The sequence below is a fragment of the Sanguibacter sp. Leaf3 genome (assembly GCF_001425965.1).
GTDB lineage: Bacteria > Actinomycetota > Actinomycetes > Actinomycetales > Cellulomonadaceae > Sanguibacter > Sanguibacter inulinus.
The window spans coordinates 375574-391712 of sequence record NZ_LMRH01000001.1 but is presented as its reverse complement, the minus strand read 5'-3'; the positions used below and the strand labels follow the sequence as shown (position 1 = coordinate 391712).

At 71.9% G+C, this 16139-nt stretch carries 16 protein-coding genes and 1 tRNA gene; 8 read left to right on the top strand and 9 right to left on the bottom strand.

Features of this window, described 5'->3' with window-relative positions; translation table 11 throughout:
- Positions 1-114 precede the first annotated feature (114 nt).
- The gene (locus ASG53_RS01790) at positions 115-399 is read right to left on the bottom strand and encodes a hypothetical protein (protein ID WP_056127647.1); all 285 of its coding nucleotides are present in this window, start codon (positions 397-399) and stop codon (positions 115-117) included.
- A gap of 371 nt (positions 400-770) precedes the next feature.
- Between ASG53_RS01790 and ASG53_RS01785 the strand changes: the two genes are divergently transcribed.
- A tRNA-Lys gene (locus ASG53_RS01785) sits at positions 771-843 on the top strand.
- A gap of 92 nt (positions 844-935) precedes the next feature.
- Here ASG53_RS01785 and ASG53_RS20235 read toward each other — a convergent pair.
- On the bottom strand, positions 936-1823 hold the full coding sequence (locus ASG53_RS20235) for an Ltp family lipoprotein (protein WP_082543710.1): 888 nt from the start codon (positions 1821-1823) through the stop codon (positions 936-938).
- Between the two features lie 159 nt (positions 1824-1982).
- On the opposite strand from ASG53_RS20235, the gene ASG53_RS01775 reads away from it, so the two are divergent.
- The 5 genes from ASG53_RS01775 (at position 1983) to ASG53_RS01760 (ending at position 4185) form a co-directional block, all read left to right on the top strand.
- Positions 1983-2360: a PadR family transcriptional regulator gene (locus ASG53_RS01775; RefSeq protein WP_056127645.1), complete on the top strand. Its 378-nt coding sequence runs from the start codon at positions 1983-1985 to the stop codon at positions 2358-2360.
- Positions 2357-3073 (top strand): HAAS signaling domain-containing protein, encoded by a 717-nt coding sequence (locus tag ASG53_RS01770; RefSeq protein WP_156382630.1) that lies wholly within the window; start codon positions 2357-2359, stop codon positions 3071-3073. The genes ASG53_RS01775 and ASG53_RS01770 overlap by 4 nt, the downstream gene beginning before the upstream one ends.
- A gap of 173 nt (positions 3074-3246) precedes the next feature.
- Positions 3247-3396 carry a type II toxin-antitoxin system HicA family toxin gene (locus ASG53_RS20665; RefSeq protein ID WP_082543709.1) on the top strand — a complete coding sequence of 50 codons (150 nt, stop codon included), beginning with the start codon at positions 3247-3249 and terminating at the stop codon, positions 3394-3396.
- Between the two features lie 14 nt (positions 3397-3410).
- Positions 3411-3782 (top strand): hypothetical protein, encoded by a 372-nt coding sequence (locus ASG53_RS01765; RefSeq protein ID WP_056127641.1) that lies wholly within the window; start codon positions 3411-3413, stop codon positions 3780-3782.
- Positions 3783-3912: 130 nt separating this feature from the next.
- Positions 3913-4185 carry a DUF7882 family protein gene (locus ASG53_RS01760; RefSeq protein ID WP_056127638.1) on the top strand — a complete coding sequence of 91 codons (273 nt, stop codon included), beginning with the start codon at positions 3913-3915 and terminating at the stop codon, positions 4183-4185.
- Between the two features lie 96 nt (positions 4186-4281).
- Here ASG53_RS01760 and ASG53_RS01755 read toward each other — a convergent pair whose 3' ends face one another.
- Positions 4282-5646, bottom strand: a complete 1365-nt coding sequence (locus ASG53_RS01755) for an MFS transporter (RefSeq protein WP_056127633.1) — start codon at positions 5644-5646, stop codon at positions 4282-4284.
- A 116-nt stretch (positions 5647-5762) separates the two neighbouring features.
- On the opposite strand from ASG53_RS01755, the gene ASG53_RS01750 reads away from it, so the two are divergent.
- Positions 5763-6566, top strand: coding sequence for a hypothetical protein (locus ASG53_RS01750; RefSeq protein ID WP_056127630.1), 804 nt, complete (start codon positions 5763-5765; stop codon positions 6564-6566).
- Positions 6563-7249, top strand: coding sequence for a DUF4166 domain-containing protein (locus ASG53_RS01745; RefSeq protein WP_056127627.1), 687 nt, complete (start codon positions 6563-6565; stop codon positions 7247-7249). Before ASG53_RS01750 ends, ASG53_RS01745 begins: the two co-directional genes overlap by 4 nt.
- A gap of 31 nt (positions 7250-7280) precedes the next feature.
- Here ASG53_RS01745 and ASG53_RS01740 read toward each other — a convergent pair whose 3' ends face one another.
- The 6 genes from ASG53_RS01740 to ASG53_RS19970 form a co-directional block, all read right to left on the bottom strand.
- Entirely contained in the window at positions 7281-8468 is a 1188-nt protein-coding gene (locus ASG53_RS01740; RefSeq protein WP_056127625.1) for a VanZ family protein, read from the bottom strand.
- Between the two features lie 152 nt (positions 8469-8620).
- Positions 8621-10960: a mechanosensitive ion channel domain-containing protein gene (locus ASG53_RS20045; protein WP_056127622.1), complete on the bottom strand. Its 2340-nt coding sequence runs from the start codon at positions 10958-10960 to the stop codon at positions 8621-8623.
- A 177-nt stretch (positions 10961-11137) separates the two neighbouring features.
- The gene (locus ASG53_RS01730; RefSeq protein WP_235533800.1) at positions 11138-12127 is read right to left on the bottom strand and encodes an HAD family hydrolase; all 990 of its coding nucleotides are present in this window, start codon (positions 12125-12127) and stop codon (positions 11138-11140) included.
- Positions 12124-13296 (bottom strand): cysteine protease StiP family protein, encoded by a 1173-nt coding sequence (locus ASG53_RS19725; RefSeq protein ID WP_156382629.1) that lies wholly within the window; start codon positions 13294-13296, stop codon positions 12124-12126. The genes ASG53_RS01730 and ASG53_RS19725 overlap by 4 nt, the downstream gene beginning before the upstream one ends.
- Positions 13293-14861 carry a phosphoribosyltransferase family protein gene (locus ASG53_RS19975; protein WP_162246123.1) on the bottom strand — a complete coding sequence of 523 codons (1569 nt, stop codon included), beginning with the start codon at positions 14859-14861 and terminating at the stop codon, positions 13293-13295. Before ASG53_RS19975 ends, ASG53_RS19725 begins: the two co-directional genes overlap by 4 nt.
- Positions 14858-16015: an HpcH/HpaI aldolase/citrate lyase family protein gene (locus ASG53_RS19970; RefSeq protein WP_056127618.1), complete on the bottom strand. Its 1158-nt coding sequence runs from the start codon at positions 16013-16015 to the stop codon at positions 14858-14860. Before ASG53_RS19970 ends, ASG53_RS19975 begins: the two co-directional genes overlap by 4 nt.
- Positions 16016-16139 lie beyond the last annotated feature (124 nt).

The window sequence follows — 16139 nt, the reverse complement described above, 5'->3', positions numbered from 1 at the left end:
CGGTGATGCTCCCCCGACGCGACGATGCCCCGGTCGCCGTCCCAGGGGGGTGGGCGACGACCGGGGCACCCGGCGTCGGCTGGTCGAGACCGGCCGACGCGGCTCAGGTCAGGATCACGCCTGCTGCGGGGTGAGGCTGAAGGCCGTCGACGCGCCGTTGGGCTCGGCGTCGAGGCTGAGGTCTGCGAGGACCGTCGAGGTGACCTTCTCCACGAACACGTGGGTGGTCCCGAGGTCGATGACCTCGTCCTCGGTCTTGGCCTCGGTCACGAGGGCCAGGTCGAAGTCGCCGGGCGTCCCGTCCGCAGCGGCGATCCGAAGACCTCCGTCGGCGGGCAGCTCGGCCTGGGTAGCGAGGTCGACGACGGCCTGTCGGGCGTTGTCAGTCAGAGTCAGCATGCTGGTCTCCTAGGATCTTGCCGGGCACTCCGGGGTTGTCGCGGCGCAGGGATGGCGCACCGTTCGACGACCCCTCGAGGAGTCTTTCGGACCACTCCACCGAATCAAGCCTGGCGACCGCACGCAACCTGGGGCGGCCCCGCGTCGGGCCTACCGGGCTCTGTCGAGCAGCGCTCAGCCCCGGCATCCTGGGCCTGGCGCAGAGTTGTGAAACTTCTGCACGCGATCCACCCCTCAGGACCCGGTTCGCCCCCAGAGCACCCGACCGCGTAATCTGTCGCTGGCGCGTCGCTCCGGTCGACGCCGACCTGCACTCCGCCCGCAGCCACCTGCCCAGGCGTGCCGGACGGCACGACAGCCAGGCACGCCGAGGGCCTCTAGCTCAGTTGGCAGAGCATCGGACTTTTAATCCGCGGGTCGTGGGTTCGAGCCCCACGGGGCCCACCGTGCACCACCCGCCCCAACCTCCGACCGGAGCCCCTGACCTCGCCGAGGTCAGGGGCTCCGGTGCTTCTCAGACCGAGCAGCGAGCCGCGTCAGTACCCGACCGCGGTCGCGCCGTGCTCCGCCTCGGCGACGCTGAACCCCTCGAAGACGAGCTGGTCGATGAGCCCCTGCCGCGAGAAGGTGCTGAAGTCGAGGTAGGACTGCGCCTTCTCGGCTGCCTGCGCGTTCCAGTCCGGTGCGATCGAGTCGACGGCGAAGGTCGCGTCCTCGGTCGAGAAGCCTTCGAACTCGAGCTGTCCGATGAGCCCCGTGCGCGAGAACGCGCTGAAGTCCAGATAGCTCTCGGCGGAGCCGATGGCGTTCTGCTGAGAGAGCGAGGCTGCCGGGGGTGCCTCGGGAGCCGGAGGCGCCTCGGCCACCGGCGGCGCGGGGGGCTCTTCCACCGCGGGCTCTTCGGCTGCGGGCGCCTCGGTCTCGGCCGGGGCCCGTGTCTCGACGGGCTCGGCCGCGGCCTCCTCGGCTGCGGTCTCGAGCTCGCTGACCCGGGCCTCGGCCTTCTCGAGGTCTGCCTTGAGCGCGTCGACCTCGTCCGACGCCGTCGCGGTGGCAGACGGCTCGGCGGATGCGTCGGGCGTCGACGACCCGCTGCTCCCGATCCCCACGCCGACGAGCAGCGCGACGACGCCGACGATCGTCGGGACGAGCCACGCACGCCGCTTCTTCGCAGGTCCCGGGGCTGGAGCGCCCGGTCCGCCCCACGGCCCAGGTGCCCCAGGCCCGGCGGATGCCTGTCCGGGCAGACCCGGTCCGGGTGCGCCGGGCCCTGGAGCACCTGACCAGTGCGTTCCGGGGCCGCCCGGACCCACAGGGATCGCCTGGGTTCCCTGCGCCCCTGAGACGACCGGAGCGGCCTGTGGACGAGGCGGGGTCCAGCCACCGGGCGGCGGCGGCGGGACTGGCTGGTCGGGTGTGCTCATGATCGTTCCGTCCCCCTGCGTCCGGTGATGATCTCCGGAGCGTAGACCCGTTGCACGCCGCTGCAGCCGGGACCAGAGGGCGAACTTCGGCGTCCACGAACGATCGCCATCACGAACTTCACCCTGCCTGCACGTGCCTCAACCAGTACAGTGCGTCGCATGGTACCCGGCCAGGCGCAGGCGCTCGCGAACCTCCGGCGAGGGGTCGTCGAGCACTGCATCCTCGCGTCGCTGCGGTCGGGCGAGAGATACGGCTTCGACATCGCACGCGAGCTCGAGGGGACCCTGCTCGCGAGCGCAGGGACGCTCTACCCCCTGCTCTCACGCTTGCGGAAGAACGGGCTGGTCGCGTCGTCGTGGCAAGAGTCGACCGAGGGCCCGCCCCGCCGCTACTACAGCCTGACCGCCGACGGTGAAGAGGCCCTGCAGGCCTTCGAGTCGGCCTGGGGCCCGTTCCGCGACGCCGTGGACGCGGCGCTGTCCGACCACCCGTCGTCCGACCACCCGATGCCCCACCAGCCGGAGGAACCGTCATGAGCATGGGACAGCACGACCCCGGGGCGCAGCACGGCTCCGCAGCCTGGCTCGGGGCGCACGCCGAGCGCTATCTCGCGGAGGTGGATGCCGCGCTGCTCGCGCGCGGCGTCCAGGACCGCACCGAGATCGTCGCAGGGATGCGGGAGCACCTCCGCGAGGCGACGCACGGCGCGATGCCGGGAGACGGCGCGGCCCTGCGCGACGCGCTCCGCCGGATGGGCGACCCGCAGGCGATCGCGGAGGCCGCGGCCGACGACGCCGACCCGTCAGGCGCGCAGGCCGTGGCACCGACGGCGGACGACCACGTCGTCGCGCCGGGCAGCCGGTGGGTCGAGTCGTGGGTCCCGTCCGTCGCGCTCGGCCTGCTGATGGTCGGCGGTCTGCTCGTCGGGCTCGTGCTGCCTGTCGTCCTTATCATCGCCGGCGCGGTCCTGCTCTGGGGCTCGGCGCTCTGGACCGTCCAGGAGAAGGCTCTCGCGAGCGCGTCCTCCCTCGCCCCAGGGCTCGCTCTCTGGTTCGTTCTCGGCTTCTCCGGGGTCGAGGAGTGCTCCACGCAGTCGACGGGCGTCGACGTCCAGACCGTCTGCTCGTCGAGCGGTGGGGGCGGGGCCGTCATGACGGCTGTCGTCTTCGTCGTCGCGATCGCCGGGGTGGTCGGCTCGGGCGTCCTGTGGCAGCGCGGGATGGGTCGGGCAGCGGCGGCGACCGCCTAGCTCCGGTGATCATCTGGCTTCGGTGACGGCGAGCCACTCAGTCCCAGCAGGAAGAGCCGGTCCGGACCCTGTGGACGGAGCGCGCAGTGCACAGGACCTCCGACGCCCCGCGAACCTTGACATCTAGATGGGCTAGACCCATATTCGTGAGCACACCTAGACGCCGGAGAGAGATGGTCCGGGCCCTGCTGGCGGCGGGGTGGACGACGGTGAGGAACCGCGGAGGCCACGAGATCTGGAGGTGTCCGTGCGGCTCTCACTCGACCGCGCTCCCCAACCACCGGGAGATCTCGGCCGGGGTCGTCACATCGATCTTCAGGTAGATGGAGGCGTGCGCATGACCTTGTACACGGCAGACGCAGTCCGCGACGGGCGGTGGTGGCTCCTCACAGTGGACGGCGTGGGCGCGACACAGTCCCGTTCGCTGAAGGATGCTCCGGATGCGGTCCGGGGCCTGGTGTCGGCGATGCAGGACGTCGATCCCTCGACCGTCGAGGTCACGATCCACCCGCAGATCGGCACGGACCTCCTCGAGCACGTCGAGGCAGCCCGAGAGTCTGTCGTCCGCGCGGCGAGGCTCCAGGCCGACGCCGCTGCGCAGTCACGAGCCGCTGCGCGGGAGCTCCTGAGCATCGGGCTCACCGGGAAGGACATCGCGACGATCTTGGACGTCAGCCCCCAACGCGTCAGCCAGCTCCTCGCGTCGTGACCTTGCGCGTCGGGTACGCGCCATGTCGCCCCGTCCGCCGACCTCCTCATTCGCCCGCCCGTCCTGCCGATAGGACGGGTGAGCGCGACGGGGCCCCGCCGTGCCCTGCGGCGACACTGGAGCGCGATCGATGGGAACCCTGAAGTACGGAGACGACTCCTACGCGGTCGCAGACAAAGACCTCGCCGGGCTCCAGCTCGCGACGGTCGAGGCCTTCCAGCACCGGCAGGGATTCTTCGTCGAGCTCCAAGGACTGCAGAACACCGTGACGCTGTCCTTCAGCCCCGGCGTCCCGATCACGTTCCGGATCGACACCTCCGACCCGATCCACAGCGGCGCCGACGTCGTCGCAGGCTGGGTGCGCCAGGCCGGCAAGGGCGGGACCGTCGAGATCCCGATCTGACCTGGCGTCGATCAGGACCGGTCCGCACCCTGTCAGGCTCGGCCAGCCGCGCCCCACGCACGAATCACAGGCCGGCCGAGCCGAGGCGCAGCCGCCTCAGACCTCCGCCCGGTAGACCCGCTGCCACGGCCCCTCCCGCTCAGGCGCCAACCACCGGGTGAGCCCGAGCGCGCCTGCGAGCGCCACGACGCCGAGCACGACACCGGCCCCGGCGAGGGACAGCACGGCGGTCAGCCCGCTGAGGGCGAGCGGCCCGGCGGCGCCGCCGGTCTCCCCGAGGACGTTCCACACGCCGAGGAAGGTCGCCCTGTCGGCGACGGGGGCGGCGTCGGCGCCGAGGGTCTTGACCACCCCTGAGCCGATGCCGCTGCCGATGCCGAGCAGCACCGCCCCTCCGATGATCCCGGCCAGCCCGTCGACGGCGCCGAGCGCACCCATGAGGATCAGCCCGACCCCCATGACACCCGAGCAGGACACGGCGACGACGCGTCGTCCGTACCGGTCCATGGTGACGCCGGCCGGGTAGAAGAGCAGCAGCTCGGCGGCTGCGGCAGCCGCGACGACGAGGGACGTGGTGTGCGGGTCGGCGCCAGCCTCGGAGAGCGCCAGGGGCACGAGCACCGGTCGCAGAGACCGCGCGAGGTTGATGATCACGACACCGATCCCGACGGTCGCCAGGACCGATGCGTGGGCACGGATCACAGAGCGCGCCGAGGCAGGACGGGCAGTGGCAGGGTGCGAACCGGCTCGAGACGAGGCCGGGTGCGCGGAGCTGGCGGGCGACGAGCCGGGCCCGTCGGCGCCGGCTGGGCGCGCCCGCACCGGACCGGCCGGCACGTCGCCCGCACCGCCTGCTGGAGACCCGCCCACCGACCTGCGCGCCACGTGACGCACCTCAGGCTCGCGCACCACGAGCACCGTGACGGCTGCGAGCAGCGCGGACGCGCTCGCGACCACAAAACCTCCGGCGAGCCCGAACCAGACCTGGAGCGCCGCACCGGCCAACGGCCCCACGACGAGCCCGACGCGGCTGGCCCCGCCGAGGAGCGACATGGCGCGTGCCCTGTAAGCGACGGGGACGACGTCCATCGTGTAGGACTGCCGGGCGACAGCGAAGGCCGCAGAGGCGACCCCACCCGAGAACCCGACGACCGCGAGCGCTGCGGGCGTACCAGCCGCGACAGCGCTCGCCCAGACCACCGTCGAGACGAGGCTCGCGACGACCAGCACGCGCCGCTCGCCGAAGCGGACGGTGAGCTGCCCGGCGGGGATCGACCCTGTGAGCTGCCCGAGGCCGACCGTCGCAACGACCAGCGCTGCGAGCGAGAGAGACGCACCGCCCTCGATCGCGCTGAGCCCGAGGACGACCATCGCCGCACCCTCTCCCCCGAAGACCAGGGCCGTCGGGACGAGGACGGGCCACACGATGGGGCGCAGCCAGCCCTGCGTCGTGCTGCTCACTGCACCAGCCTCCAAAGTATCTTGACGTCAAGATAAACCTAGACCCGGCAGTTGCGCTCGTCCACAGGGGCGCTCTCCCCATTCCTGGACGGAGCGGAGGTGGCTAGGGTCGGCGCATGGGCAGAGGGATCTACGTCGAGGCGCGTGTCGCCGCACCGATGGACCGCCTCTGGCACGCGACCCAGGACCCCGACGCGCACGCCTCGTGGGACCTGCGCTTCTCGTCGATCACCCACCTGCCCACCCCCGAGGGCGAACCGCGACGCTTCCGCTACGACAACCGCACGGTGCCCTTCGCGCCCATGACAGGGGTCGGCATCTCGCGCGGAGAGCGGCACAGGCCCGACGGGTCGTGCACGTCGGCGCTGCGCTTCTCGGCGGACTCCAGCCTCTCACCCATCGCGTCCGGAGACGGCTACTGGCGCTATGTCCCCGACGGGGCCGAGATCAGGTTCTTGACAGGGTACGACTACGTCCCCGGCTGGCAGGGGCCGACGCTCGACCGTGTCCTGGTGCGTCCGGTGATCGGGTGGATGACGGCCTGGAGCTTCGACAGGCTGCGGCTGTGGCTCGACCACGGGATCTCACCTGCGACATCCCTGCGGCGCACCGTCACCCTGTGGGCGGCCAGGCTCACGCTGGCGGCTGTGGCCGTCCTCGCCGTCCCGTTCCTTCGCCTGTCCCCCGCCGTCGCGGCCGCCCTGGCCCTCGCGGCGCTCGTCGTGCCGTCCCCGGTCCTCGTGCCCAGGGCCAGGAGATGCCTCCGCCGGCCGCCGACCGGCACGCGCCCCACGACGCCGAAGATCGCGCGCGACGTCGACGAGGCCGCGCTGGACCGGGCTCGCGGGCAGGCCCAAGACCTCACCTCTGAGTCACCCGCGCCAGTCTCACCACCGGTCCCCCAGGAGCACATCCCATGACCACCTCCGTCTTCGCCCAGGCGCTCGGCAGCGACGTCGAGCGCCTCCACCCGCAGATGCGCCGACGCTTCGGGCTCACCCCCGACGGCGAGAACGCCTGCGTCGGGCGCGGGGTCATGGACTCCGTGTGGCGCGGGCCTCTCGTCACCGTCCCGTTCTTGTGGTTCGGCGCCTGGCGCAACATCCTCGTCCCCCGCACGGGGAAGGGCATCCCCTTCACCATCGAGAACTACTGCTACGTCGACGGCCTCGGACGCGACACCACGACCTTCGTGCGGACCTTCGAGTTCCCCAGGCACCGCCGCAGCCGCTTCGACGCGACGATGGTCTACGACCCTGCGTCCGGCCGGGTGCTCGACTATCTCGGCACGCACCAGCACCTGGCGGTCGACCTCGACCTCGAGGTCGACGAGCGCGGCGGTCTGCTGCTGCGCTCCGGCGCGCAGCGCTTCTACGAGGGCCCTGTCGGTTTCTCGTTCCCTATGGCCGCCTCGGGGACCGCCGAGCTCCACGAGTACTACGACGACCAGACCGAGCGGTTCCGGATCGACCTCACGGTCTCGAACCCTGTCATGGGACCGATCTTCGGCTACCGGGGCTCCTTCACCTGCGACTTCTCGACGATCCCCGCCGCGTCGGTCCCGGCGTCCGCGAAGCCGCTGCGCGAAGAGGCCCGCGGCTGACAGGCCTGTCGAGCACCGTGGCCTGAGGCCCTCAGACCTTCCTGACGTCGGCCCGCTCCCCCGACCTGACGGCCCGAGAGTCGACGAGGGTCGCACCCGAGAGCGCGAAGGACACCCCACGCCTGCCCTCGGTCGCCAGCACCCCGAAGAAGGCCACGAGGAGCACGAGCAGAGACGCCGTCCCGGCGAGGTCCTGGACGGCGTCGGGAAGCGCGTCGACGACCTCGACAGTCGAGAGCGCAGCGTAGGCACCACCGGTCACGCAGGCTCGGCCGAGCCGCTGGGCCAAGGTGCCGTCGCCGAGCCGACCACGTCCAGACATTCGGGCCGACCTTCCCCGCTCGGGCCAGGCCGGCCGCAACCACAGGGCTCGTTGCCCGAGGGAGGCTCCCGACCTCGTGAAGGCCGGGAGGACGAAGACCAGCAGACCCGGGACGGCAGTCCCGAGGACCACGTCGCTCAGCACGTCACCGTCCGGGAGCGGGTGCCCGAGGGCCAGCAGACCCGCGCGGTAGGTGAGCACCAGGACCAGCGGGACGGCTGCGAAGAGGAACCAGTCGACGGCCATGCCCGTCCAACGGCGCCACACCGTCACCGGGCGCGGACGCCCCCGCTCCCGGACGAGGTCGGCCGACCTCGGGAGCCAGACGAGCACGAGCGGGGCGACGAGCGCTCCCACGGCAGCACCGAGGGTGTTGGTCAGCACGTCGTCGACGTCGGCGATCCTGTAGGAGCAGCCGACCAGGCCGAAGACCCCCGTGTACTGCGTCACCTCGACGAGGACCGACACGGCGAAGCCGCTGACGACGGTCACGAACGCCCCGCGGTCGAAGAACCTGCGCACGGCGACGCCCCACGGCACGAAGAGCAGCACGTTGAAGACGACCTGGAGCACCGACCGGCTCCGCAGCGTCTGCGTCAGGCCGAGACCGGCGGTCTCCCGGCGGATGTCGTCGACGAAGGCCAGAGGCCGCAGCTGTGCCGCGTCGATCCCGTGCTGGGCGCACCATCCCGCGGCCCCGGAGGGCAGCGGCAGGAGGGTGTAGGCGACGAGCGCCACCCCGTACACGGCCAGACCGGCCGACACCAGCAGGCGCCGGCCCGAGAGCCGGCCGTAGCGACGGCTCTGGACGAGGACGATCGGGAGGAAGAAGACGGCGAAGAGGACAGCTCCGCCGAAGACCCCGACATAGGCAGGCCAGGTCCACTGCTGCGGCACGAGACGGCTCCGGAGGTGAGACGGGACAGGAGGGCTGTCCTAGTCAACACGCCCGTCGTCGGTGCCGGCGTCCCCCTGCCGGGCGACCTCGCAGGTAGGACGGTCCGACCAGGGTCGCACCCGGCCGCGCAGCAAGCCAGCGGTCCCCGGTGTCAGCGGCCGCCCGAGCCTTCGCCGTCGGTGCCCTCGGTGCCGCCCACAGACCCGTCCTCGCCGTCGAACCTGGGCAGACGGGTGGTCTCCTCCGTCACGCGCGGCAGACGGGCCGTCTGCTCGGTGCTCGCCGGAGCAGCGGTGTCAGCCGACCGGACCGAGCGTCGCAGCACACCCGTCCGGGTGACCGAGGGCTGGGCCTCCGTCGTGGGCTCAGCAGCTGATGCAGGTGCCTCGACAGGCTCGGCGGCACGTCGGGCCTGCGGGACGGAGGGTCGCCCCTCGTCGTACGCTCCTCCGCTCGCCGGAGGCGGCGGCGGGACCGGGCCCGCACTCAGCGAGTCCTCGAGAGCGGCAGCCCGGCGAGCACCCGAGGGCGGGATCGCCGCCGGCCGTGCGTCGTCGACAAGACCACCCTCGGTGGGACCACCTTCGGCAGGCAGACCGTCAGACGCTGCCGTCGGCTGCGCCACCCACGGGTTGGCGGGAGGCTGTGCTGCATCCCCTGCCGCAGTGCGCACGGGCGCGCTGCGGTCGAGCGACGTGTCGTCTCCGTCCTGAGGCGCCGCGTCATGCTCGTGCGCCCCTGCTGGGACACCCTGAGCCGTCGTCGCGGCCCTCTTCTCCGAGGTCTCGGGCGTCGTCTCGACGATCCCCGTCGCGCCAGTCTCGGTCGCGGCGCTCGCCGCCTGGGGTGCCCCGCTCGCCTCCTGGGCCGCGGCGCTACCCGCCGCCTCGTGCCCGGCGTGACGACGCTCGGGCACGCTCTCGCCCTCGACCCCCTCGGCACCCGGCACACCATCGAGGTCGTCGTCGGTCACCGCGTCGAGCATCGCGGTCCGCTCGCGCTCGTCGATGACCTCCTGGCCAGGGCCGGAGAAGGCCTTGGACCGCTCGACGGCGGCCTCGCTCCCGGTGAACAGACCTTCGCTCGTCGCCCAGGCCATGGTCCCGGCGCTCTCGTCGGTGGACTGGCCGGGGACCGGAGCGCCCTGCCCGGAATCGTCGGCAGGGACCGCACCCAGGATCGTGGTCTTCTCCTCGGACGGGACCGGCTCAGGGAGGTTGTGGAACCCGCGCGCGGGCTCGGACAGGTGCATCCGCACACCGGGCCGGGCGGACCTGGGCGCGATGCGGCGAGGCAGCTCGGGCTCGGACGTGACCTTGGGCTTGTCCCGCTCGGCCCCGTAGCGCTGCTCGTCGAAGAGCGAGTCGAGCACACCCGAGCGCACGGGCGTCTTGCCGAGGTCGATCGCCGCAGAGTCCCCGCCGACGGACTCGAGGGCGGCGCCGACCTTCGCGTCGCTCGTCGTGAGACGGGTCCGCGGCATGCCTTGCGGCGCAGCGCGCTGCAACCAGTCCACGAGGCCCTCACGGACGTAGCAGCGCAGGTCGAAGAGCGTCCCGGCGTCGGCCGCGCTGGCGAGCGCACGCATCCGCACGTAGCCGTTGGTCGCGTCGGTCACCTGGAGGATGCCCACGCGCTTGTCCCACAGCGGCGACGCGTCGAGCAGACGCTTGAGCTCGGCGCGCATGGCCGGGACCGGCACGTCCCAGTCGAGGTCGATCTCGACGGTCCCGAGCAGCTCGGCGGCGCGTCGGGTCCAGTTCTGGAAAGGGGTGGTCGTGAAGTACGTGCACGGCATGATGAGCCGTCGGTCGTCCCAGAGGTGCACGACCACGTAGGTCATGGTGATCTCCTCGATCCGGCCCCACTCGCCCTCGAGGACCACGACGTCGTCGACGCGGATCGCGTCGGTGAAGGCGATCTGCATCCCGGCGAACACGTTGCCGAGGGCGGTCTGCGCGGCGAGACCGGCGACGATCGAGATGAGACCGGCCGAGGCGAGCAGGCTGGTCCCGGCGGTCCGTGCGGCCGGGAAGGTGAAGAGCATCGCGGCGATCGCGCAGATGACCACGAGGGCGACGGTCACCCGCCGGACCACGACCACCTGGGTGCGCACCCGCCGCGCGTGACGGTTGTCGACCACATCGGTGCGGAACCGCGCGAGGACGCTGTCCTCGACGACGAAGGCGAGCGCGCCGACGAACCAGGCGCCCACCCCGATGCCGATGATCAGCAGCCAGTGCTCGGTGCCGACCGTCCACCGGTCGGCGTCGTTGGTCGTGGACCGCAGCGCGATCAGCAGCGCGAGGACCACGAGGACGGCGCGCAGCGGACGGCGCATGCGGTGCGAGACGTCGCGGACGAACTCGCTCCGGCGACCGGCTCTGCGCACGACGATCGAGACGATCGTCCCGAGGATGTAGGCGACGACGACCGCTGCTGCGGCGACGACGAGCGTCACCACGATGTTGGAGGCTTCTTCGGTAGGCACGACCCCAGGCTAGGCACCTCACCCGGGACTGTCCTGTGAAGAGAGGTGTCAGACCTGTGACGACCTGCGGGAACACTCGCCGACGACGGTCAGACTGTGCGGGGACTCACAGCGCGGCGTCGCGAGGCGTGGGACGGGTCACGGGGAACCACAGCCCGCGTCGCCGCGAGCCCGGTCTCAGCTCTTGCCGAGCACCGCGAGAGCCTCGTCGAGCAACCACTGCGCGACTTCCTGCCCACCGGTCGCCCCCGCGGTGGCCGTGACGACCAGTCCCTCGGTCTGCCAGCCGACCTCGTGGAGCTCTCCGTGAGCAGGCCGGACAGCGCGTGTCGCGGACTCGAGCATCTCGGCGTCCAGCAGCGAGTCGCCCGCCGCCAGGACGGTCTCCGCACCGACCCTGCGCGCGACCTCCGCCACGGCGGCACCCTTGCGCAGCCCGACCGGGACGACGTAGAGCTTGCGCCCCTGGAGCGAGGCCCGCCATCCGTGCTCGGCGGCCCACGCGGAGACCTCCGCGACGAACCCGCCGGGCAAGGCGTCGCGGTCGACGACCGCGTAGCAGAACAGCTCTTCGGCGTTGCGCAGCTTCGAGGTGAACTCGGGCCTGAAGGTGTCGGCCATGTACTGCTGCACCTCCGCGAAGGGGTGCGAGGAGGCGGCAAGCTCACGCTCCACCTGCCGCGACCAGTCGTCGTCGGTCTCGCCGTCGACGAGCAAGAACCCGCCGTTCGCCGTGATCGCGTAGGGCACGGGCGGACCGGGCAGCGAGATCCGGCGGTACTGCGCGCGTGTCCGGGTCGTCGCCGGGACGAGGACCCCGAGCTCGGCGAGCCGGGTGATCGACGCGAGAGCCGTCCGGGTCACGTGCGAGAGCGGCTTGTGGTCGTACATCTCGACGCAGACGAGGTCTTCGTACAGGGGGCTCTCGCGCAGCTTGGTGCCCGGCGGCAGACCGAGCTTCGCGGCCTTGCCGGAGTAGATGAGCGTCCTGTCGAGGTCGCTCGCCGCGAGGACGGGTCGGCGCAGCCCCGCAGAGACGACAGGCCTGTCGACCGCGACGGGCAGGTTCTCCGCCTGGTCGACCGTCGTCTCGTCGCTGGTCCCGGTACTCGCCTCGTCGAGCGTGTCCCCCGTGAGGTCGGCGCTCGTCTGGTCCGCAGCCGTCACTGGGCCGCCGTCCCGTCGGCGCCGGTCGCGCCGCGCGTGAACTTCGGGTGGATCAGCCCCACACAGCTGTAGGGCAGGTCGTCGACCTCGACGACCTCGACCCCACGCTGCTCGGCGAGCAGCAGGACATGGCCGAGCTCCTGACGGGCGTTCGCGCGCACGAGGATCTTCCACGGCACGCGCCGCAGGAGCACCCGCGTGGTCTCCCCGACCCCGGGCTTGACGAGGTTCACGTCACCGAGGCCGTACTCCTGCGAGATCGCCTCGACGGCCTTCCAGCCTGCCCAGGTGAGCTCGGGGGCGGGCTCGGCCCGGCGCTGCGCGACGGTCGCACGGACGGCCTCGGCCACGGACGAGAACTGCATGCTCACGCGGTCGAGGAACTCGCCCGAGACGTCGACGCCCGCGAGCTCGGAGTAGAACTTCGCCCCGTGGTACATGCCCGGGCCGATGAGCGTGTCGTTGAGGACCGTGCGCGAGACGAGCCCGGAGACCGTCGAGTTGAGGCAGGCCGAGGCGATGAGGTAGTCGTCGCGCGTGCCGAACAGCTCGGCGCAGTGCCCAGGGTCGGCGAGCACGGCGAGATCGGACCTGAAGCCCTCGACCAGCCCGAGCGCCTCGTTGGCCTCCTCGACGGCCGCGGCGAGCTCGCGGGAGATCGCCCCCTTGCCCGTCCACCCGTCGACGAACATGACGTCCTGCGGCCTGTGGTGCTCGGCGAGGTAGCGCAGCGCGAGCTGGTCGATCCCACGACCGCGGACGATGCTCACCGCATAGTGCGGCAGCACGAGGCCGTGCGCGTAGCTCGCCCACCGGCGCATGAGTACGCCGATCGGCGTGCCCGCCCGGGCGAGCGAGACGAGGACGGCCTTGTCGCCGCGCTCGGCGAGCACGAGCTCGGTCACCACGCCGACGGCGTGGGCGAGGCGCGCCGCGCTCGACCGCAGCGCGTCGTGGAACAGCTCGGTGTACTCGGGGGTCGGCTGGTACTCGACGGGCAGCGACTCCGCGTAGTGCGCGCCGCCCGACTGGATGGCCTCTTCACGCTCTTCGGTCGGCGCCTCGAGCTCGACGCCCGAGAGGTCGCTCAGCAGCCAGGCCACCTCGTGGGAGTCGTACGAGCCGAAGGCGGGACCGTGCAGGGGCGCCGGCGGGGTGGGGGCTGTCACGGGGTGGGCTCCTCGGTGCTGGTGGCGTGCGGACCTGCGGTGCTGCGCGCCGCGGTCACCGGGCTGGCGCCCGGCGTGGTGCTGGGGACGACCACGACGTGCACGTGGTCGCAGTGCTGGGCGACGACGTCGACCAGACCGCCCGGGGCTGCGAGCTCCGGGGTGTCGGCGGGTGCGTCGACGACCACGACGATATCCGTGAACCGACGGGACGCGTCGACCCCCGGGGCGACGTTGTGCGCGAACCGCGGACCCGGGCCGTCGTCAGGGTCGTCGTGCGCGGGGAAGGTCACCGTCGTGCGGATGGCGTAGCCGGGGTCGTCGAGGGACAGCACGGGCGACCGGGTGGTCGTGGAGTACCGCACCCTGACGTCGTCGGAGACTGCCGCGGTGAGAGCGACCCCGACGAGCAACGGTGCGTACATGAGCTCCTCGAAGCCGAGGACCAGCACGTCAGGGCCCACGAGCTCGCGGGCGAGGTCCTCGGCGAGCGCCACGGCACGAGCCTGCAGCACGGTCTCGTCCTCGACCGAGAACCCGTGCCGGCCACCCTCGCGGACACCGTCCTCCCAGGCGGCGCGACGGGTGACCGCCGCACGACGGGTCGCAGGTGCGCCGTCCGCACCGTCCGCGCTACCCGCGGCGTCACTACCCTCGGCACCGTCAGCACGACCGACGTCGCCGGCAGCGCCCGCGCGCAGCAGCTCCTGGTGCGCGCTCTGCTCGGCCACGACGACAGGAGCACGCTCGAGCACGTCCTCCGGGAGCGTGATCGTCCCGCTCGTGAGCGCGACCACGTCGACCCGTGCCCCGATCTCGAGCCCGAGCGCCTCGAAGCGCTCTTGGTCGGCGGCCGACCTGAGGTCGATGAGCGCGGCGACGACGTACCGGTCCCGGGGGCTGTCGGCGTGCAGCGCGCGCACGGTGTTGAGGACGGTCTTGCCCGTCGAGATCTCGTCGTCGACGAGGACGAGCGTGCTGGCGTCCGCGAGGAACCTCGGGTCGGCGGGCAGCAGCAGGTGCTCGGTCGCGTGCGAGTGCTCTTCGGCGAAGCCGGCCGCGGGGGTCACCCCGGCGACGGGCCGACGGGTCGAGTGCAGCGACGGCACCCCGAGCGCGGCACCGACGCAGTGACCGAGAGCCGTCGCGGTCTCGGCGTAGCCGACCACCACGGTCGCACCCTCGGCCTCGGGCGCCTCGGTGACGGCGTCGTGCAGGCCGTCGACGACGAGCAGCAGGTGCTCGGCCGCACCGGGCTCACCCGCGAGCGCAGCGGTCAGCGCCTGCGTGACGCCAGCCCCGCGCGCGGCGTCGGCGACGCTCGTGACGTCCGCGAGCACGTCGGTGACCAGCAGACCGAGCAGCGTGCCGGCAGCCTGGACGATGCGCGGGTCTGTCGGGACGTGCTTGCCGAGCACCGTCGAGACGAGCAGGTGCGCACGGCGCGGGTTGCGCCGCAGGGCGAGGCCGACGAGGGCACCCAGCGGCAGGTCGACCGCCGACCTGTCGGTCGTCAGGCCGACACCGAGGCGCGCGGAGACCCAGTCGCCGGTCCAGCCGCTCACAGCTGGTCGCTCGCGGAGATGACGTCGATGTAGCTGACGTCTTCGTTGATCACGCCGAACATCGTCGCCCGGCGCAGCAGCTGCTCGGCCCAGGCCCTGTGCGGCTTGCTCTCGTTCATCTTGTTCTTGTACTGCGAGGCCTTCACGCCACCGGTGGTCGCGGCGAGGATCTCGCAGGCGTCGCTGTACTCCTCGTGCGAGACCACGGACAGGGCGTGCACGGCGGCGACGTGCGAGGGGTGGATCACGGTCTTGCCGGTGAGGCCGTTCGCCTGGTCGAGGACGACCTCGCGGATCAGGCCGTCGAGGTCGGCGTCGATCATCTTGGCGCGCAGCGGTCGCTCGTCGTGCTCCTTGAACGGGCTCTCGCGCAGCTGGGGCTTGAAGATGCGCTCCTGGTAGGAGAAGTACTCCCACACAGGACCGGTGATGACGAAGCCGTCGCCACCCGCCCGCCCGAGGACGTTGACGATGTCGGAGATCACCGAGGCGATGACGTGCACGTGGTAGATCGTCAGCTCGCGGTTGCGGCGCAGCCCGTAGGCGGACGAGAGGTCGGTCGCGCCCGTGCGGACGGCGAGGATCGTGCTGCGGTGCTTCATGAGCAGCTGGCGCACACCCTCGAGCTCGTCGCGCCGGGTCTCGGTGTACGCGAGCTCGGGCGACTCGAGCACGGGCATGGCGTACAGGCGACGGCCGGTCCGCTCGCTCGCGGCCTCGATCTCCTCGAGGAACTCGACACCTGTCGAGCCGAGGAACTTGGGGATCACGAAGCCCGCGAGGACCGGCAGGTGCTCGCCCAGGCCGTCGACGATCAGCCGGATCTGGTAGGCGGAACGCACCCGCACGAAGATCAGCGGACCTGACGCACCGGTCTGCGCGTACTCGCGCAGCTGCGCGACGGTGTTCTGCTCGGCGAAGGGGACCTCTTCGTCGGCGATCGAGTCTTCGAGGCACACCACGAGCGACACGACGCCGTAGGCCGCGCGCTTGGCGATGTCCGCGGCGAGCCGCGGCCGGGTACCCGGGCTGTAGAGGGTCGCGCCGAGGCCCATGGCGAGCATGCCGGGGTCGGTGTCGACCGTGAACGGCTGCGGTGCGCGGTGGAAGAGGCGCTGGATCTCAGCGTCGCTCAGGTATTCGAAATGACGCATGGCCCTGGCTCTCTGAACAGACCGGGACCCCCGGGGTGACCAGGGGTCCGACACGCGCTCGAGGCCGAGCGCAGTTCAAGATAGCCGAGCAGGATGACAATCGCGGGTCGAGAGCGACCGACCA